The organism is Arthrobacter sp. JUb119 (genome assembly GCF_024807995.1).
GTDB lineage: Bacteria > Actinomycetota > Actinomycetes > Actinomycetales > Micrococcaceae > Glutamicibacter.
Window position 1 is genome coordinate 308,258 of sequence record NZ_JANUFE010000003.1, and the last position, 18,599, is coordinate 326,856.

The 18,599-nt window shown below is 60.6% G+C and carries 15 protein-coding genes; 4 read left to right on the forward strand and 11 right to left on the reverse strand.

Annotated elements, in window-relative coordinates:
* Positions 1–11: 11 nt before the first annotated feature.
* Positions 12–218, forward strand: coding sequence for a tautomerase family protein (locus tag M2368_RS10380; protein WP_286172207.1), 207 nt, complete (start codon positions 12–14; stop codon positions 216–218).
* A gap of 30 nt (positions 219–248) precedes the next feature.
* Complete coding sequence (locus tag M2368_RS10385; protein WP_133834120.1) at positions 249–1,295, forward strand: LLM class flavin-dependent oxidoreductase; 1,047 nt, start codon at positions 249–251, stop codon at positions 1,293–1,295.
* 68 nt (positions 1,296–1,363) lie between these two features.
* Here M2368_RS10385 and M2368_RS10390 read toward each other — a convergent pair whose 3' ends face one another.
* A complete protein-coding gene (locus M2368_RS10390; RefSeq protein ID WP_105656177.1) occupies positions 1,364–2,149 on the reverse strand; it encodes a VOC family protein in 786 nt (261 codons plus the stop codon).
* Between the two features lie 205 nt (positions 2,150–2,354).
* Here M2368_RS10390 and M2368_RS10395 point away from each other — a divergent pair, with 205 nt between their 5' ends.
* Positions 2,355–3,914, forward strand: coding sequence for a long-chain-fatty-acid--CoA ligase (locus M2368_RS10395; protein WP_498724419.1), 1,560 nt, complete (start codon positions 2,355–2,357; stop codon positions 3,912–3,914).
* Between the two features lie 6 nt (positions 3,915–3,920).
* Here the strand turns inward: M2368_RS10395 and M2368_RS10400 are convergent, their stop codons facing one another.
* The 6 genes from M2368_RS10400 to M2368_RS10425 all read right to left on the reverse strand — a co-directional run bounded on the left by M2368_RS10400 (position 3,921) and on the right by M2368_RS10425 (position 14,278).
* Positions 3,921–4,715 carry an enoyl-CoA hydratase/isomerase family protein gene (locus M2368_RS10400; RefSeq protein ID WP_498724421.1) on the reverse strand — a complete coding sequence of 265 codons (795 nt, stop codon included), beginning with the start codon at positions 4,713–4,715 and terminating at the stop codon, positions 3,921–3,923.
* Positions 4,716–4,827: 112 nt separating this feature from the next.
* Positions 4,828–9,393 (reverse strand): alpha-L-arabinofuranosidase family protein, encoded by a 4,566-nt coding sequence (locus tag M2368_RS10405; protein ID WP_498724422.1) that lies wholly within the window; start codon positions 9,391–9,393, stop codon positions 4,828–4,830.
* A 217-nt stretch (positions 9,394–9,610) separates the two neighbouring features.
* Positions 9,611–10,600, reverse strand: a complete 990-nt coding sequence (yjfF, locus tag M2368_RS10410) for a galactofuranose ABC transporter, permease protein YjfF (RefSeq protein ID WP_332489088.1) — start codon at positions 10,598–10,600, stop codon at positions 9,611–9,613.
* Positions 10,597–11,619: an ABC transporter permease subunit gene (locus tag M2368_RS10415; RefSeq protein WP_332499296.1), complete on the reverse strand. Its 1,023-nt coding sequence runs from the start codon at positions 11,617–11,619 to the stop codon at positions 10,597–10,599. The genes yjfF and M2368_RS10415 overlap by 4 nt, the downstream gene beginning before the upstream one ends.
* The gene (locus M2368_RS10420) at positions 11,616–13,178 is read right to left on the reverse strand and encodes a sugar ABC transporter ATP-binding protein (protein ID WP_332489086.1); all 1,563 of its coding nucleotides are present in this window, start codon (positions 13,176–13,178) and stop codon (positions 11,616–11,618) included. The genes M2368_RS10415 and M2368_RS10420 overlap by 4 nt, the downstream gene beginning before the upstream one ends.
* Positions 13,179–13,288: 110 nt before the next feature.
* The gene (locus tag M2368_RS10425) at positions 13,289–14,278 is read right to left on the reverse strand and encodes an ABC transporter substrate-binding protein (RefSeq protein WP_332499294.1); all 990 of its coding nucleotides are present in this window, start codon (positions 14,276–14,278) and stop codon (positions 13,289–13,291) included.
* 336 nt (positions 14,279–14,614) lie between these two features.
* On the opposite strand from M2368_RS10425, the gene M2368_RS10430 reads away from it, so the two are divergent.
* Positions 14,615–15,115 (forward strand): DUF456 domain-containing protein, encoded by a 501-nt coding sequence (locus M2368_RS10430; protein ID WP_208294262.1) that lies wholly within the window; start codon positions 14,615–14,617, stop codon positions 15,113–15,115.
* Here the strand turns inward: M2368_RS10430 and M2368_RS10435 are convergent.
* Genes M2368_RS10435 through M2368_RS10450 form a run of 4 tightly spaced genes read right to left on the reverse strand, consistent with a single transcriptional unit; the run spans position 15,112 to position 18,534 of the window.
* Positions 15,112–15,717 carry a response regulator transcription factor gene (locus tag M2368_RS10435; protein ID WP_133834127.1) on the reverse strand — a complete coding sequence of 202 codons (606 nt, stop codon included), beginning with the start codon at positions 15,715–15,717 and terminating at the stop codon, positions 15,112–15,114. The genes M2368_RS10430 and M2368_RS10435 overlap by 4 nt on opposite strands.
* The gene (locus M2368_RS10440; RefSeq protein WP_105656168.1) at positions 15,714–16,928 is read right to left on the reverse strand and encodes a sensor histidine kinase; all 1,215 of its coding nucleotides are present in this window, start codon (positions 16,926–16,928) and stop codon (positions 15,714–15,716) included. The genes M2368_RS10435 and M2368_RS10440 overlap by 4 nt, the downstream gene beginning before the upstream one ends.
* Positions 16,865–17,620 (reverse strand): ABC transporter permease, encoded by a 756-nt coding sequence (locus tag M2368_RS10445; RefSeq protein WP_105656167.1) that lies wholly within the window; start codon positions 17,618–17,620, stop codon positions 16,865–16,867. Before M2368_RS10445 ends, M2368_RS10440 begins: the two co-directional genes overlap by 64 nt.
* Entirely contained in the window at positions 17,617–18,534 is a 918-nt protein-coding gene (locus M2368_RS10450) for an ABC transporter ATP-binding protein (RefSeq protein ID WP_133834128.1), read from the reverse strand. The genes M2368_RS10445 and M2368_RS10450 overlap by 4 nt, the downstream gene beginning before the upstream one ends.
* Between the last annotated feature and the right edge of the window lie 65 nt (positions 18,535–18,599).

Below are 18,599 nucleotides of genomic sequence, written 5' to 3' on the forward strand. Positions count from 1 at the left end.
AAGGGAGCCCCATGCCACTGATCGATGTATCCATTGCCAAGGGCCGCAGTTCCCAGCAGCTGCGCGCCCTGATCGACGCCTTGCACCGGGCCGCCGAAGAAACCGTTGATGCGGCCCCCGAAAACATCACGGTCATCGTGCGCGAAGTCGATCATGAGCATTGGTCCCGGACCAATCAAACCATCGCCGAACGCAACAGCACCCAGGCAACTGCCTAAGGGCAGCAGAGCAACGAAAGAAGGACAGATATGCGCTTTTCACTGTTCATCCACATGGAACGCTATGACGACTCGATCAGCCACGCACAGCATTTCGAGAACCTCGTCGAACTGACTCAAATGGCCGAAGCCGGTGGCTTCTCCACAGTCTGGATCGGCGAACACCACTCGATGGAATACACCGTCTCCCCGAACCCGATCCCGCAGCTTGCTTACCTCGCGGCTCGGACCTCCACGATCCGGCTCGGAGCCGGCACCATCATCGCACCATTCTGGAACCCGATCCGAGCAGCCGGCGAACTCGCGCTGCTCGATGTCATCAGCAATGGCCGTGCCGAATTAGGCGTGGCACGCGGTGCCTACCAATTCGAATTCGATCGCATGACCGATGGCATGAAGGCCACCGACGGCGGTGCCTCCATGCAGGAGCTCATCCCCGCAGTCAAGAAGCTGTGGGAGGGAGATTACGCCCACGACGGTGAAGTCTGGCAGTTCCCGACGTCCACCTCGGTGCCCAAGCCAACACAAAAGCAGATCCCTGTCTGGGTTGCCGCCCGCAGCCCCGAGTCGCACGAGTATGCTGTGGCCAACGGGTGCCATGTCATGGTGACTCCGCTGATGAAGGGCGACGAAGAAGTCGAATCATTAGTCCAGAAGTACGAAGCCGCCATCGCTGCCCACCCGGAGGTGAAACAGCGCCCTGACATCATGGTGCTTCGCCACACTTATCTGCACTCCGCCAACGAGCCAGAGGCCTGGCGCCCTGCTGCCGAAGGCATCAACAAGTTCTACCGCACCTTCGATGCGGTCTTCGGCAACAAGGTGGAGCCGGTCAACGGATTCATCGATCCCAGCCCGGAGGAGAAGTTCTCTGAACGCGAGGAGTTCACGCCTGAGTCCCTGCACCGCACCGCAATGATCGGCACGCCGGACGTGGTTGTTGAGCGCCTGCGCCGCTACGAAGACCTGGGCGTCAGCGAATACAGCTTCTGGAGCGACAACGCCCTGAGCCACGAGGAAAAGAAACGCTCGCTGAAGTTGTTCATTGACGAAGTTGTGCCGAATTTCGTGAAGTAGGCTGCGAAGGACCAGCCCGAACCGAGGCCGCCGTGCATCCGATTTTTCGGTGCCGGCGGCCTTTGCCGTCAGGCTTCAGATTCCTGTTTGCGCGACGGAGCGATGATCGCGAACTCTGCGCCGGTGACGTCGCTGAGCACGGCCATGCGGCCAAAGTAGGAATCATGGGGCTCATGGATGATCGTGCCGCCGAGCTTCTCGGCGAGCGCCACGGTCTGTTCGGCATCCGCCACCGCGAAGTAGGCGCGCCAACCGGCCTTGGAATCCGGATAGCTGGAGATGTCGAAGATTCCGGCCACCGCCTCGGAACCTTGGCCGTAGGTGTGGTAGCGGAATTCGTCCGTGTCCGAGACCGGGGACAGGCACCAGCCCAGTGCTACACGGTAGAAGCGGGCCACCGCCTCGAAGTGCCTGGTGTGCAGCTCGTTCCAGATGCGGGTGCCCGGTGCGCGGCTGGCGGTTGTGTCTGCTGATTGGAATGCCTGGAAGAGTCCAACGCCGGTTCCCGCTGGGTCCCCGATGATGGCCATGGTTCCCTGGCCGGGAATGTCGATGGGCTTGAGATAGACCTTGCCGCCGTGCATTTTGGTGGCATAGGCGGCGGCGTGCACATCGGTCACATTCAGGTAGGTGGTCCAGGCATCTTGCACCTCGGAATCCGGGTCATTGGCAATGAAGCCGGTGGCCATTTCGCCGTTGAGGTAGACCTCGGCATATCCCTCGTCGCGGGTTTCCTCGTCATGGCGGACTTCCCAACCGAAAAGCTGCCCGTAGAACTGCGTGGAGCCCTCCATGTCGCTGGTGAGCAAATCGACCCAGCACGGCTCGGCTCGAGGATCCTTTGGTGCCGGCATCGCTTCCCCATTCCACAATTCATCCAGCTCGTTTGGGCTGAGTCTATGTCCTTTTTACCCAGATCAGCAACGGAAATTTTCCATTGTTCAAGATATTTCGAAACTCAATACCTCGTACTGAACCGCAGTTCCAATATGGTTTAATGTGACACAACACACAACACACAACACACAATGCACTGCTGGGCGACCCGAGGAGTTCACCATGAGCGTTTCCACATCCAATCTCACTGTTTCAGTGGCGGCCATCCTCGCAGAAGGGGCTGCCCGCTACGGCGAGCTGAACGCCATCACCGTCGATGGCCGCAGCACCACCTATGAGCAGCTGTGGGAGCAGGCCCGGCAATACGCCGGAGCCCTGCAAGCCCAAGGCATCGAGGCGGGCGACCGGGTGGCCTTGCTCATTCCCAACGTCACGGACTTCGCCCGCGCCTACTACGCGGTTCTGGCCCTGGGCGCCGTAGCGGTACCGGTCCACGCGCTGCTCAAGGCGCGCGAGATCTCCTACATCCTGGAGGATTCCGAAGCCAAGCTGATGATCTGCGCCGCACCGCTGCTCGCAGAAGGAGCAGCGGGGGCCGCCGCTTCCGGGGTGCCGGTGCTCAGCGTGCTGGCTCCGGCGGAATCGGGCGCAATCCGGTTGGAAGACCTGGCCCGGAACGCCGCGCCGATTGGCACCTACCTGCCGCGCCGCACCGAAGACCTGGCCACGATCCTGTACACCTCGGGCACCACCGGCAAGCCCAAGGGTGCGCTGGGCACGCACCTGGCGTTAATCGAGCAGACCCACACCACATTGCTGAACACCATGGAATTGCGCCGCGGCGACAAGCTCTTCGGCGGGTTGCCGCTGTTCCACACCTTCGGCCAGACCTGCGTGCTCAATACCGGGCTGCGGGTGGGGGCCGAGGTCATGCTGCTGCCCAAATTCACCGCCGAAGGGGCCCTGGAACTGTTGCTGGAGGCTGGCATCGACGTCTTCTTCGGGGTGCCCACGATGTATGTGGCCCTGCTCGAAGCAGGCAAGCAGCGCGAAGGGATGCCGGAAAAACTGCGCTACGCCATTTCCGGAGGGGCCTCGCTTCCGGTATCCATCCTCACCGCCTTCGAGCAGCGCTTCGGCGCGCGCATCCACGAGGGCTACGGGCTGACCGAGACCTCGCCGGTGGCTTGCTTCAACCATGTGGGCGTCGACCCGCGGCCCGGGACCGTGGGCACCCCGGTCTGGGGCGTGGATGTGGAAATTGCCGATCCTGCCTATGCGGATGAGATCCGGCTGCTGCCGCGCGGTGAGCTGGGCGAGCTGGTGGTGCGAGGGCACAACTTGTTCTCCGGCTACCTGAACCGGCCCGAGGCCACGGCCGAAGCGGTGGTCGATGGCTGGTTCCGCACCGGGGACCTGGGCACCAAGGACGAGGACGGCTACCTGCGCATCCTGGACCGGACCAAGGACATGATCCTGCGCAACGGCTACAACGTGTACCCGCGCGAAATCGAAGAGGTGCTGGTTTCCCATCCGGAGATTTCCAATGCCGCCGTATACGGGGTGCCGCACGAAACCCACGGACAGGAGATCGTCGCCTCGGTGACCTTGGAGGCCGGTTCCACGCTGGGCGCGCAGGATTTGGTGGCGTGGGCCAGCGGGCAGATGGCCGCGTACAAGTATCCGCGGCTGATCGAGATCGTGCAGGAATTCCCGCTGGGTCCCAGCGGGAAAATCCTCAAGCGCGAACTGGTTGCGCAGTTCACTGCCGAGCAGGACTAGCGAAAACTATTCAGGCAGTCCACCGTAGTCCGGTGTGCGGCGTGACAAGAACGCGGATCTGCCTTCGGCCAGGTCCGCGTTCGCCCCGTTTTCTTCCCACATCGCTTCCCACCAGCCCTCGGTGGCTTCCCCCTGGCGCACCAAGTTGATTGCCTCATTGGTGCGCGCAATGGAATACGGCGAGTTCGCCGCCAGCTTGCCCAGCAATGCGGCCAGCTCTTCTTCGAGCTGCCCCTGGGCAATCACCCGGGTGAACATGCCCCAGCGCTCCGCCTCGGCAATGGAAATCTCCGCGCCGGAAAACAGCAGGTACTTGGCCCGGTGCTCCCCCACGGTACGCACCAGCCGTTCGATGCCCGGGCGCGGGAAAACCAATCCGATTCTTGCTGGGGTGATCGCCAGGCGCACGTTATCCGAGGCCAACTGGATATCGCAGGCCGAGGCCAGCTGCCAGGCCCCGCCAAAGCAATTGCCTTCCACCACCGCGATGGTGGTTTTCGGGCAGCCCACGATGATCTTGTCGATCAGGTCGAAATGGTTGATCAGCTCCCCGTCGGCGTCCCGGTCGAAGAGCACCTGGTCCATCTCCTCGATGGCAATTCCAGCGCAGAAGTTCCCCGCCGCGCCGCGAACCACAATGGAACTGACCTCGTCGTCGGTCGAAAGGCCGGCAAAGGCGCCCACCAGCTGCAGGCACATGTCCTTGGTGAGCGCGTTGAGTTGGCCCGGGTTATCCAGCAGCACCACGGCAGTGGACCCGGCTATTTCTACGCTGACCCGTGCTTCATTGTCCTTGCCCATCAGGTTCCTCCCAGTCGCGTGCAAGCCGCAGAAGTTTTAGAGGCAATAGCAATGCCCCCACTTCGCAATCTATCGCGAAATGGGGGCAAGCTGTTGTCCAGGCTGGAAATTATTACTTCCCGGCCATCCTGAGGAAGGTTACCGAATAGGCCGGGACCTCATAGGTCAGGCCATGCTCGCCAGACTGCAGTTCAAAGTCCCTCGGTACTACATTTGCCGGGTCTTCTTTGGTGTTCTGCGCTTCCGGCTCAGCCACCAATTCGGTGCCTTCGACCTTCGAACCCACCTCAAGATCATCAACCTCGATCCGTGCCGCCGATGCGTGGCCGGTGGGATTGACCAGCTTGACGATCAGCTCGTTGCTCTCCGTATCGCGGGTGACCACCTGGTACAGGGCCTTGGCCGCCGGTTCGGTGTACTCGAATTGGAATTGCCCATCCAGGTACAGCTTGATGGTGTCCCCGTCGAGAACGATCTTGACTTGATAGTCTCTTCCGGTTTCGAGACTCACATTGGGACCGGCTGCGACTTCGCCTTGCCGAGCGCCATCAGCGCGTTCCAGGACCGAACGGGTATTGCCCCAGCCTCCAAGGTTCCACCAATAGAATTCATCAGCGGCTCCAGCGGCAAACCCGATCAGGAAGCCTTCCTGGCCAGCTTCCTTGCGCGCGGTCAGTTCAACTGTGTAGTTGTTCCAGTCTTTGCCGTAGGCCCCTTTAATAAGGCTCCTGCCATCCTCGGTGCTCTCGTCTGATTGCACGTATTTGCCGTCTTCAACTGCCCATGAGCCTCCTTGGGCTTCCCACGAAGACGCATCCGCGAAGTCATCGGAGAATAGGGTTTCGCCGGTGCCATTGGAAGTGACTCGAAGGTCGTCATAGGCCGTCTCGGTGAGCCAGCTGCTCAGGAACACCCCACCTGAAAGATCTGCCGAGGCAGCTCCCTGGCCGCTCAGGGTGGAAGGCACTACCTGCTGTCCGACGTTGTTCATCCATAGTTTCTGGTTGTAGTAGTTCACCGATCCCCAGGATTCGTCATTGTCGAACCACATCATGTCCGGCGCCCACTGGACATAGTCTTCATTGGCGAACATGGGAGCATAGGATGCCATTTTGACGACGTCGGCATTGCGTTCCAGACCGGTCATGTAGGCAGCTTCTGATAGCGCGTTGGCGAAGCTGTTGCCCCTCGATGCGTACTCGCCGAGAAACACTTCAGGACCCGTGCGATCGTAGGAATCGTAGCGTTCGTCGTTCCCCAGGAACCAGGACGGATCGTTATAGTAGTGCTCGTCGACCATGTCCACGTTTTGTTCCTTGTTGAATTTCCACAATTCCTCGAAGCGGGTTCCGGAGTCGTCGGGACCGCTATTGGAAATGATGGTGATCTCCGGATGCTGCTCTGCGAGCGCAACGCGGAACTTTGGGAAATTCGCTTCGAAAGTCTTGGTAACTTCCTCATTGCCCAGGCCGATGTACTTGATCCCGAACGGCTCTGGGTGGCCCAATTCAGCTCGTTTGGCGCCCCAGGTTGTCTCGGTGCTGCCATTGGCGAACTCGATCAGGTCCACGGTGTCCTGCACCCAACGCTGGATACGCTGCGCATCGGTCATCTCCGGGATCTTGGACCCGCAGCCATTGGCTCCGACCGAAACCACCGGCAGCGCGGTGGCGCCCAGATCTTCGGCCCATTTCAGGTACTCCAAATACCCGATTCCGTAGGACTGGTTGTAGCCCCAGAAGTTCCAGTTTGCCGGACGCGATTCAACGGGACCGATCGTTTCCTTCCACTGGAAAGTCCGCTGCCGGTCCTGCCCATCGGACTGTACGTAGGTGTCGAAGGTTCCAACATTGGTGACGCAGCCGCCAGGGAAACGCAGGAAGCTCGGGTTCAATTCAGCAACTTTTTCGGCCAGATCCTTGCGCAATACAGATTTGCCATTCACCGGTCCCACCCATGTGTCTTGGGGAAACAAGGAAACCATATCCAGCTTGATCGAGCCGGCCGCGGTGGCGGCCAGGGATAGCCGAGCCGCATCGGAAGTTGCATTGGCCTTGAGCGACGCTTCGTACTTCTTCCATTCGTTGCCGCCATCCACGTGCACGGTGGCGTTGCCGATGACCTTGGATCCGTCAGCGCTGGTGAGCTTCACTTCCAGATCCTGGCCCTTTTCTGCCCGGGCGAAGACGCTGAAGTCGTAGCTGCTCCCCCGCTTCACGGCGACTCCGTTGTTGTACGAGGCGTTTTCCACTCCATCGCCCTTGGCTGCAGCGTCCAGTTCCAGGTAGGAGCGGTTCGCCTCATTGAGCCACTGGCCACGCTCGGATTTCACGTTGAGGCTTGCTCCGCCTAATGCCTTCCAACCGGTTAGCGGGGTGAAGTCCTTATTGTCCGAATCATTGAATTCAAAAGAACGGTTCCGGATCAGCTCGGCATAGAGGCCTCCATCGGCTGCATAGTTAATGTCCTCGTAGAATGCCCCGTACATGGTTTCGCTAATCTCATGCAAGGTGCCGTCTCCATCGATGTTCAGGACCTGGTTTCCCAGTTCTCCCGAGCCCAGCTTGAAGTTCACCGCATCGGTTTCGCTGCCCAGCCGCAACGATCCATTCTTATGGCGCACGACCCATGCCGAATTCTCGTCAACGCTCTGCGCCAGTCGGATCTTCAGCTTGCCACCGCCGGCACCGACCATTCGCCAAGCCGTCTGCTCCCCTGGAATCAGCTGAAGCTTCTGGCCCTTGATGCCGAGGTTTCCGGCCTCCGATGACAGGATGAGCGAGTGCTGCCCAGCAGCATCACCGCCAGATGCAGCAGCGGCGGAGAATCGCAGCGCAGATGCCGGCCGGGTTTCCTCCAGGGATAGCCGCTGCTTTTTGTCAGCGACGAGATACCCATGGTCCCCCTGCCCGGTCAGCGTGAATTTCCCTTCAGGAACCAGATCTGTTGGCCCGGATTCGTTGAGCCAGAAACTATCGAACACCGCAGTATGGCTAGTGCCGTTCTGGGCCGCCAAGGCATAAAGACCGACCTGGGTCGCGTTCCACTGCACAGTGAAACTCGCAGCTTCTGCCCATTGCCCTTCCGAGTCCCCGTAATAAACAGTCAGCTCTTTGCCTTTGCGGTCCAATCGCAACCATTCGGTTTTCGATTCGGGGCGCGGTGTATAGCTCGCGCTATAGGTTCCCTCGGATTCCACTGCGCTTTCGATGACTACCGGCCCACCCGGTGCGCTCGATACGTGGGCAAGCCCTGCCCTCACATAATTATCGAAATCACTCCACGCTAGTAGTCCCGCTCCTTGGAAGTCTTGGGAAACCGGTGCAGTCAGGTGGGTAGCAACTGAGAAGTCTCCGGCGGGCACATCGACTAAGAACAAGTTCTTGGCATCATTGGAGTCTTGCCAGGTGTCGCCTCGCTGGGACTCCAGGCGCAGCGCGGAATCTTCCAATTTCCAAGCATCCGCTTGTTCGTTGAGTATCCTGAAACGGCCATCCAGCTCGGACCCTTCAAATCCCTCCTCGAAGGTCCCTTCGGGCAGCTGGGGATCGGGACCAGGAACAACCGGTTCAGGGACTTCGGACCCTTCGCTTGGAGGATACGCCGCGATGAGCGCTTGCTGCTCTTCAGCTGTAATCGGCAAAACTGTTCCGTGACGCGGACTGCTTGGCAGTTTGGCTTCGGGAACGCTGGTCCAGTCGCCGCCAGCAAGGTTCTCGCTCTCGAAGAGCATATAGCCTTGGCCACCGTGATAGGACGGCTGGTCGATCATCAGGTACCAATTATCGTCGGTGAGCGAGGGGAACATGGTTGGCCCTTCGCCAGAGTTGAAAGTTCCTCCCCATGGGTTGGGTTGTCCAATACCGATCTTCTCGGCAATCATGTCCCAGCCATCACCTTCAGTGACACCTTGGGTGCGCAGGAGCTCCGGCGAGGATTCCATGCGCACGCTCATATCGCCTTCATCTTTGGTCAGGCGATAGAAGGAGCCGTCAACTTCAGCGACCGTGGAGTCGATCATGCCCAGCCCAGGACCTTGCCGTTCATCAATCCATACTTCAGGCTCGGAAAAATCGGCAAAATTCGTCGTCGTCGAATACATCATCCGCTGATACGAGTCCTGGATGTTGCGTTCGGCTTCAGGCACATCCTCCGGATACAGCGCCGATGCCCAGTACACAACATACTGCCCGGTGGCTTCATCCCAGTGGGCTTCGGGTGCCCACAAGTTACCGGAGTTCTCCGGTGCCAATTCGACCTCGCGCTGCTCAGACCAGTTGACCAAGTCCGCCGATTCCCAAATCATCAGCGAGTGGCTGCCCGTTTCTTGGGCGTCGCCGAAGCTTCCGCCCCCGTGCATCTTCAGATCGGTAGCCAGGAGATAGTACTTGGAGCCGTCATGGGACCGGATGAGGAAGGGATCCCGAAGCCCCTTGGTACCAAGCTCGGACTCCAGGACCGGTTCGCCGCCATTGAGCGTATACCAGCTGCCGGGATCAGATTCCCGGGAGACGGCGAGATGGATTTTCTCTCCGTCATCGGTGCTCTCGCCGGTGAAATAGGGGAAAACATAGGCCGCATAGTCTTCGCTGGCGGCCTCGCCAAATTCTGTGGTGGCCGCTGGTTGCTGCCAGCTCATTGCGGGCCCGGCAGCCAATGCCGAGCTTGGTATGGACATGGAAACGAGCAGCGCCAAAGGCACGGCCCATCGTTTTTGGGCATGCATCACTTGCTTGAACCTCCGTGAGGTAAGTCGACGTGCTACCGTCGTGATGACGTAGACAGGATCCTGCAAAAGACAATGTCTGCGTTGAACAAAAACCACCTTTGGGTGGCTGGATACGGCCCAGGGCCCGGTACGCTAATACCGGGACCTGGGCCCTTCCCTTCCGGGCTTAATTTCGCCGCAAGGTAAGAATTCGTTGCAAGACCACGAAGATCAGCAGCAAACCGCCGATCACGATCTTGGTCCACCAGGAACTCAAGGTTCCCTCGAAAGTGATGATGGTTTGGATCAGTCCCAGCACCATCACGCCAACCACCGAGCCGAGAATGAAGCCCATGCCGCCGACAAGCAGTGTTCCACCGATAACCACTGCGGCGATCGCGTCGAGTTCCATGCCCACACCGGTCAGCGCATAGCCCGAGCGCGAGAACATGGCGAAGAGGATTCCGCCCAGCGCCGCACAGGTGCCGGAGATGACGTAGACAACCACCTTGGTGCGTGCCACACGCAATCCCATCAAGGTGGCTGATTGCTCTCCGCCGCCCACCGCGTAAACGGTGCGGCCGAAACGGGTGCGGTGCAGCACCCACCAGGACCCGGCAATCACCAGCACGGCGATGACCACGGCGGCGGTCAACCGCCAGCGCCCCGCAGAAACGCCCCAGCTCGACAGCGCCACGAAACCCTCATTGCGGATCGGCACGGATTCCGGGGCGAAGATGAAGCACAGGCCGCGGGCCAAGAACATGCCGGCCAGGGTAGCCACGAAGGGCTGCACCTCGAAGTACTGGATCATCACTCCCATGCCCAGGCCGATGATCGATCCGCTGAGAATCGCGATAGGCAGCACCAGGGACAACGGGATCCCTGCATTGAGCATGGTTGCGGTGATGACCGAGGACAGCGCCAGCACCGCACCGACGGACAGGTCGATGCCGCCGGTGAGAATCACGAACGTCATTCCTGCTGCCAGCACGATCAGGTGGGCATTGTTGATGAACAGGTTGGACAGTACAGCGGGCGAAAGGAAATTCTCGTAGCGCACTCCGCCGATGACGAGCATCAGCCCGAAGACGACCACAGTGCCCAGAACCGGCAGGTAGCGCCGGTCCACATTCAATTTGGATATGGACTTGCGCGGAACACTGAGGATGCTCATGCTCCCACCTCCTGGTAGCGGCGGCGTTCGCGCAAGGAACCGAGCATGGCGCGCAGCCGGGTTGACATCATCAAGGTCACGGCAATGACCACGATGGCTTTGAATAGCGAAGTGACCAGCGGTGAAACGCCCAGGACGGTCACGGCCAGGCTCAGGGTGGTAATGATCAGCACGCCAATCATGGTGCCCGCGAGGTTGAACTTGCCGCCGGCCAGGGACGTGCCGCCAATAACCACGGCGAGAATGGCATCCAGCTCTATGAACAGTCCTGCATTGTTGGCATCAGCGGCCATGGTGTTGCCGGCGAAGATCAGTCCAGCCAGGCCCGATAGCAGGCCGCACAACACATAGACGGTGAATACCAGAGTTTTTGATTTCACCCCTGAGAGCCGGCTGGCTTCCGGGTTGATGCCTACCGCTTCGAGCAGCATGCCCAGTGCAGTACGCCGTACCACGAGGGCCACCACCGCAAACACGCCGTAAGCGATGAGCGCGGCCACCGGCAGGCCCAGCACATAGCCCGAGGCCAGTTTGCTGAAAGGTGCGCTATTGACCGTGGTGATCTGGCCGTTGGTGATCAGCATGGCCACACCGCGGCCGGCGGTCATCAGGATCAGCGTGGCGACGATCGGCTGGATGCCGAAGTTCGCCACCAGCACGCCGTTGAATGCGCCGAGGATCAGGCACAACCCCAATGCCACGATGACGGCGCCGACGGCTGTACCTGCGGATCCCGGATTTGCCGAGCTGGCGATGAACGTCAGCGCCACGGCTCCGGAGATCGCGACGGTGGCACCCACTGACAGGTCGATGCCGCGGGTGGCGATCACCAGAGTCATGCCCAGGGCGACCAGCAGCAGCGGCGAGCTATTGCGCAGGATGTCTATGGGGGCGCCGAACAGGTGCCCGTCCAGCACGCTGATGCCCAGGATGTCCGGGCGCTTGATGGTGCAGGCTAGCAGCAGCGCGAGCAGCGCAATCGCTGGCCAAAACAGGCGATGCTTGTAAATACGGGTCATTTGTTTTCTTCCCCGGTGGCGATGATTTCGATCAGGCGTGGCACATCCACATCTGGAGTGCTTGGAATTTCGGCAACCTTGGCGTGATCGCGCATCACAACGATGCGATCCGAGAGGCGCAGGACTTCTTCTAGCTCAGCGGAGATGAAGACCACCGACATGCCCTGTTCAGCTAGTTCGGAGACCAGGTTCATGATTTCGGTCTTCGCGCCGATGTCGATTCCGCGGGTGGGCTCATCGAGGAGCAACAGCTTCGGAGCGGTGGCGAGCCAGCGGGCCAGCAGAACTTTCTGCTGATTCCCGCCCGAGAGGTTCTTGAGCAGGGCGTTCGGATTGGCCGGACGGACGCCCAGTGCCTTGATATAGGCGTCCACGATTTGCGTGGCTTTGGTCTTGGGCAGCGGGCGGATCCATCCGCGCGCTGCCTGCAGGCCGAGGATGATGTTCTCGGCCACGGTCAGCTCGCCCACAACCCCTTCGCCCTTGCGATCTTCGGATGTGTAGGCGATTTTTCGGCCCAGGGCCTGCCGGGGAGTTCGCAGCTTCACCGGTTTCCCGCCCAGCTTGATCACCCCTTCATCTGCCTTGTCCGCTCCGTAAAGCAGGCGCGCGAGTTCGGTACGGCCTGAGCCCAGCAGGCCGGCCAAGCCGATGACTTCCCCGGGATAGAGGTCCAGATCGAAAGGCTGCACCGCTCCCTTGCGCCCGAGTCCCACTGCCTGCAGCAACGGTTCAGCGTCGGCCGCGCGTTCGGTTGCGGCGGTGCGTTCGTTGGCGCCGCCCACGTGGGCATCGGAGGTGCCAGCGATCATCAGCGAGACCAGTTCGCGTTGCGGCAGCTGGTCCTTCTTTCGTTCTTCTACCAATTGCCCGTTGCGCAGCACGGTGATGCGGTCGGCAATGGCGTAGATCTGGTCCAGGAAGTGCGACACGAAGAGGATCGCCACACCGTCATCACGCAACTTCCGCATGACCTCGAAGAGCTGGGCCACCTCGTCGGTATCCAGGCTCGAGGTCGGTTCATCGAGAATCAGTACCTTGGCGTCGACCACCATGGCGCGGCTGATGGCCACCAGCTGCTGGACTGCCAGTGAATGGGACCCCAGCGAGCTGGCCGGGTCTATCTTCAGCCCCATCCGCTCCAGATAGGTTTTGGCCTGGCGCCGCATGGTTCGCCAGTCAAGACCACCGAAACGGCGAGGCTCGCTGCCGAGCATGATGTTTTCGGCCACGGTGAGATTGGTGCAGAGATTCACCTCTTGGTACACCGTGGAGATGCCGCGTTCGCGGGCATCGGCGGGGCCGGTGAAGCGGGTGTCGTTGCCGTTAACCGTGATGGTTCCGGAAGCGATCGGATTCACGCCAGTCAGGGCTTTGATCAGGGTCGACTTTCCAGCGCCGTTCTCCCCCATCAAGGCGTGGACTTCACCGGGAAAAAGCCGGAAGCCAACGTTGTCCAGTGCTTTGACCCCGGGGAACTCCACGGAAATTCCAGCCATTTGAACGATGGGCTTCGTTGTAGGGGAATGCTGCACGGTGATTTCCTCAGTCCGTGACATGGGTGTTGAATCAATCATTAACTTGCCTCTGCGAGTTGCTTGTCCTGCCACCTGGTGGTGAACCGGCGGGCCAGCTTGTGGCCCGCCGGTTCGTGCTCTTGCCTGCGTTTCTAGTAGGTGCGATCGGCCAGGACCTCGGCCGCTTCATCCTGGCTGAAGGCGGCGTCTTCAACGACGATGCGCTTCTCCACAGATTCGCCGGCTACAACCTTCTTGGCGATTTCTGCCAAATCCTCGCCCAGCAGCGGGTTGCATTCGACGATGTAGTTGATCTTGCCGTCAACCAATGCCTGCATGCCGTCCTTGACCGCGTCAATGGTGACAATCTTGATGTCCTCGCCTGGCTTCTTGCCTGCTGCCTCGATGGCTTCAATGGCGCCCAAGCCCATGTCATCGTTATGGGCGAAGACCAGATCGATATCGTCATGGGAGTTCAGGAAACCTTCCATGACCTGCTTGCCGCCTGCGCGGGTGAAGTCACCGGTCTGCGAGTCGATAATCTCGATGTCCGTTCCCTCAATGGCCTTTCCGAAGCCTTCCTTGCGGTCGATGGCCGGTGCCGAGCCGGTAGTTCCCTGCAGTTCGACAACCTTCAGGTCCTTGTCCAGATTCTCTACAACCCAGTCCCCGGCCCGCTGTCCTTCTTCAATGAAGTCGGAGCCGATGAACGAGGCAAAGAGCGTGTCATCGGTGGTGTCAACGGCGCGGTCCGTGAGGATCACCGGGATGTTGGCGCTCTTGGCTTCTTGCAGCACAGCATCCCAGCCCGTTTCTACCACTGGGGAAAACGCCAGGACGTCAACGCCCTGCGCGATGTACGAGCGCAGAGCCTGGATCTGGTTCTCCTGCTTCTGCTGGGCATCAGAGAAGCTGAGCTTGAAGCCGTTTTCTTCGGTCAGGGTGTCTTGGATGTCCTTGGTATTCGCCGCGCGCCACCCGGACTCGGCGCCAACCTGCGAGAAACCGATGGTAATGGTCTCAGAACCGGAACCTCCGCCTTCGCTGCCACTGGAATCCGAGCCGGCGCATGCGCTCATGGCTGCCATAGCTGCGATGCTGAGCGTGGCCAAGCCAGTGCGCAAAAAGGTCTGTCGTTTCATCGTGAGTTCCTCCTCGTAGGTCCCCGCCGGAAAATGGTGGAGTGAATGGTCTCCGGCACCAGAACAATGTGTCGATGGTCACAATGTTAGCGCTAACAATTTAGGGTGTGAAGAGCCTTCCGGCTTTTGATTTCTTTTTCCATTGCCAACGGGCGACGGTTTTCAATCTAAATCGATATCCGACTAGGCAAAAAGGAATCAATGAGAGAAGGGGAATTATCCGTAATTAATCAATTATTTGTTCGTCAGCTCGGCAATTCGGAACAAATACCCCTGAATTCTCGTCCTGCTTGGCAGTTCGCCTCATGTAAGGATGCAGTGTGCGAAACTGGGCATGTGGATGCACAAATTATTTACACGATCATCGCCGGGCTGCTGCTAGTCGTATCGGCATTAGGCACCATCTTCCCGGTGCTGCCCGGCTCGTTGCTGACGATCGGCACGCTCTTGGGCTGGGGCTGGCTGCTGGGTTCCGGCGCTTCCTGGTGGGCGGCCGGCCTGGGCATGGCGATCGCCCTGCTGGGCTGGTCCGCCTCTGCGATCCTGACCGGCAAGAAACTCAAGGAACATCAAATCCCCAAGGGTTCCATTCTCTTTGCGGTCGTGGGTGCCATCGCCGGTGCTTTCCTCATTCCCGTGATCGGCATGTTCGTCGGTTTCGCAGTGGGCCTATTCGCCGGTGAAAGCGTGCGCCGGCGCGAAGTCTCCGGCGCACTCGGCTCCTCCTGGGCTGCGTTGAAGGCCATGGGCCTGGGCATCGTCGTGGAATTCGGCTGCGTGCTGCTGGCCTCCTCCATTTGGGTCATCGGCCTGATTACCCACTTCGTAACGCGCTAGATCCAGCCCATCTCGCGGGCGTAGCGCGCGGCCTCGATGCGATTGGCAGTGCTGGTTTTGCCGATCGCATTGGACAGGTGGTTGCGCACAGTTCCCACCGACAGGTGCACCGCCGAGGCAATCTGCGATACCGGCGAGCCGGAGGCGGCCAGTGAAAGGATCTCGCGCTCACGCCCGGTTAGCGGGTTGCTGCGGCTCTCCACGCTAAGCATGGCACGCTGCGGATCCACTACCTTGTCCCCGCAATAGACCCTGCGGATGGCGGCAATCAGCTCGGCCGGCGGAGAATCCTTGACCAGGAAGCCGTGCGCTCCGGCTTCGAAGGCCTGGCGGAAATATCCGGGACGGTCAAAGGTGGTCAGGATCAGCACCTTCACCCCGGCGTGGCTGGCCTTGAGTTCTGCTGCGGTGCGCAGCCCGTCGTGCCGCGGCATCTGCACATCCAGCAACGCGATGTCGGCGGGGTGCGCATCCAGTGCGGCGGCGACCTCGTCACCGTCGGCGCATTGCGCAACGACGTGGATGTCTTCTTCGAGGTTCAGCAAGGCTGCCAGCGCGCCCCGGACCAGGTGCTGGTCATCGGCGATGAGAATCCGGATCACGCTGCACTCCCCTCTGCCTCGAAGGCCACTTGCACGCTGGTTCCGCCCAGCCGCGATGCCCCTACTGTACAACTGGCACCGAATTGCTTGGCGCGTTCCTGCATTCCCCGGATGCCGTGGCCTGGCGTGCTGGCTTGCAGGCCATCCCCGTCGTCATCGACGCTGACTTTTCCGGGTTCCAGATGCAGCACGATGGTGCTGGCGTGCGCGTGGCGCAGCACATTGGTGACCGCTTCGCGCAGGATCCATGCCACATGCGAACGCAGCTGCATCGGGACTTGCTCGGCGGTTCCTGCCACGGTGAACTCGAGGTTGTTGTCGTCGCACGCCTGCTGCAGCTCGGCCAGTTCCCCGGCCAGGTCCTGGCGGCTGAGCCCCTGCACCGTCGTGCGCACGGAGTCCAGCGCGTCCACGGCCAGGGCGCTGAGTTGTTCCAGTTCCCCGCGGGCCTGGGCGTACTGTTCCTGGTCCATCAGGCGCAGGGCCAGCTGCGCCTTCAAATTCAATGCGGTCAGCGAATGCCCGATGCCGTCATGCACGTCCCTGGCCACGCGTTCCTGCTCGGCGACCAGCAGGTAGTCGCTGCGGATCTTTTCTGCTGCGGCCGAGCGCCGAATGGCGGCCACGGTAATCGCGTACACCACCATCAGCACGAGGTTCAGGCCGATCAGGAAGATCGCGTCCATGAACTGCCCGTAGACGATCGGCAGCGCGAAACTGAGCACCAGCACCGCGGCGTAGGCCGCGATGGCCCACTTCCTGCTGAGCAAGAAGATCGCGAAGGAGGTGATGAAGGGGAAGAGCCCCATGGTGGTCAGCCCGATGACCGGGATGCCCAGGGCGATAATCGCGCAGAGGACCAGGAAGTTCGCATGCGCCCTGCGAGCGCTGGTTCCGCCTTGCCCGATGTTCTGGGAGAATTTGGCGTACGACTGCAGGTAGACGGCGGCGAAGAGGGCGATCAGCGCCAGGCCGATGATCCGGGTGGGCAGCGTGTAGTCTTCCACGAGAAGGTCCAGCACCGGGAAGACCAGGAAGATCACCCAGACGCCGGCGATCAGCCAGCCTCGGCGATCCCAGAATTTCTGGTCCTCGTCGATCTCGCAGAGCGGATCGTCCGCTGGCGCGGCGCCGGGCAGGTTGCGGCTCACTGGCGTGCCTTGGCCTTCCTGGTGGCGAGTACCGCGAAGAGAACGAAGATGAGTGCCCATGCCACTAGGTTAGCGGTTGGGATCCACAATGCGTCCGGGGCCATTTCGACTCCGGCGGGCATGTCCTTGAGCAATGGGTAGCGGGCCAGTGCTACGTAGCCGTACATCGGGGTGAAGCGGGCCGCGTCGAGCATGCCTCCTTCCAGGGGCATGAAGACATTGCCGAAGAAGGCGAAGAACACCATCAAGCCTGAGGCCAGGCCCAGGGCCGATTCGGATTTGAACACCATGCCCACCCCGATGCCGTAGCAGGCGAAGACCATGGCGCCGAGCAGGATGATCAGGTAGCTCGCTCCCCAGATCCACCCTTCTTGCACTTCGGCTCCAGTCGCGGCGCCCAGGGCGAAGACTACTGCTGCCGAGGCACCGGCTACCGTGGCCGCGACGATCATCTTGCTGCTGACGAACATGGCCGGCGGCATTTTGGTCAAGGCAATTTGCCTGCCCCATCCCTGCATGGTTTCGGTGGCCACGGTCCCGGCGATTGCCACAGTGCTGACCGCCGCCCCGTAGGCTGCCATGGAAATCATCAGATAGAACTTCACGTTGCCTGCGCCCAGCTCGAACTCGGTGTAACTGGGGATGTTGCCGAACAGGATGTACATGGCTGCGGGCAGCAGCAGGGCGAAGATCAGGTTGTACCCATCGCGGAAGTGCCGTGCGAATTCCACGCGGATGTAGGTGCTCATCATGATGCGTCCTTGGTCAGCTGGATGAAGGCCTCTTCCAGGCTCGGCGAGGAAATTTCCAGGTCGTAGCCCTGGTAGTCGGCGAGCAGGGCGGCCGCGAAGCGATCCGAATCGGCGCTGTGGAAAGCGAAGCGCAATCCGTTGCGTTCGGCTACCTGCACCGAATTATCAAAAGCTCCGGCTCGTTCGGCATGCTCCGCCGAGGGGAAGGAAGCGCTGACGGTGCGTCCGGAGATGAGCTTGCGCAGCTCTTCGGTGGCTCCATCGGCGACAATGCGGCCTTGGCTCATCAGCACAGTGCGTTCTGCGAAGTTCTGGGCTTCTTCCAGATAGTGCGTGGCGAAAATGACGGTGCGCCCTTCGGTGGCTTCTTCTCGCATCGTGGCCCAGAAATCCCGGCGGGCCATCACGTCCATTCCGGCAGTTGGCTCATCGAGGATCAGTACATCCGGGTCGGGCAGCAGAGCCAGAGCGAACTTGATGCGCTGCTGCTCGCCGCCAGAGCATTTGCCCACGCGCCGCTTGGCGATCTTATCCAGCCCCGTGCGTTCCATGACCGGCCCAACGCGATCTGCTTGCTCATGCATGTGGGCGATGACTGACACTGTCTCCTTGACGGTCATATCGCGCAGCAACCCGCCGGTTTGCAAGACGGCAGAGACCCGCCCAGCGGAGATGGCTTGGCGCGGATCCAAGCCGAGGATCTCCACCGACCCTCCGGTGGGTTGGGTCAGGCCCAGGATCATGTCCACGGTTGTCGTCTTGCCAGCTCCATTGGGACCCAGGAAGGCCACGATCTGTCCGGTCTGGATCTGCAGGTCAATGCCCTTGACTGCTTCAACTTTGCTGCGCGGCGTTGAGAAGGTCTTCTTCAAGCCGCTGAGCGAAACTGCATTCGTTCTAATCAGCGTTTCCATGCTTCATAGTCTTCACCCTTTGCCGGGTGTGCAGAAGAGCAGAAAGTCATGCGTTGCCCATGACC

Excerpts from the sequence above, each read along its gene's own strand:
- M2368_RS10380 (WP_286172207.1), top strand. The coding sequence starts at position 12 with ATGCCACTGATCGATGTATCCATTGCCAAGGGCCGCAGTTCCCAGCAG.
- M2368_RS10385 (WP_133834120.1), top strand. The coding sequence starts at position 249 with ATGCGCTTTTCACTGTTCATCCACATGGAACGCTATGACGACTCGATC.
- M2368_RS10390 (WP_105656177.1), bottom strand. The coding sequence starts at position 2,149 with ATGCCGGCACCAAAGGATCCTCGAGCCGAGCCGTGCTGGGTCGATTTG.
- M2368_RS10395 (WP_498724419.1), top strand. The coding sequence starts at position 2,355 with ATGAGCGTTTCCACATCCAATCTCACTGTTTCAGTGGCGGCCATCCTC.
- M2368_RS10400 (WP_498724421.1), bottom strand. The coding sequence starts at position 4,715 with ATGGGCAAGGACAATGAAGCACGGGTCAGCGTAGAAATAGCCGGGTCC.
- M2368_RS10405 (WP_498724422.1), bottom strand. The coding sequence starts at position 9,393 with ATGTCCATACCAAGCTCGGCATTGGCTGCCGGGCCCGCAATGAGCTGG.
- yjfF (WP_332489088.1), bottom strand. The coding sequence starts at position 10,600 with ATGAGCATCCTCAGTGTTCCGCGCAAGTCCATATCCAAATTGAATGTG.
- M2368_RS10415 (WP_332499296.1), bottom strand. The coding sequence starts at position 11,619 with ATGACCCGTATTTACAAGCATCGCCTGTTTTGGCCAGCGATTGCGCTG.
- M2368_RS10420 (WP_332489086.1), bottom strand. The coding sequence starts at position 13,178 with ATGTCACGGACTGAGGAAATCACCGTGCAGCATTCCCCTACAACGAAG.
- M2368_RS10425 (WP_332499294.1), bottom strand. The coding sequence starts at position 14,278 with ATGAAACGACAGACCTTTTTGCGCACTGGCTTGGCCACGCTCAGCATC.
- M2368_RS10440 (WP_105656168.1), bottom strand. The coding sequence starts at position 16,928 with ATGGGCACTCATCTTCGTTCTCTTCGCGGTACTCGCCACCAGGAAGGC.
- M2368_RS10445 (WP_105656167.1), bottom strand. The coding sequence starts at position 17,620 with ATGATGAGCACCTACATCCGCGTGGAATTCGCACGGCACTTCCGCGAT.
- M2368_RS10450 (WP_133834128.1), bottom strand. The coding sequence starts at position 18,534 with ATGGAAACGCTGATTAGAACGAATGCAGTTTCGCTCAGCGGCTTGAAG.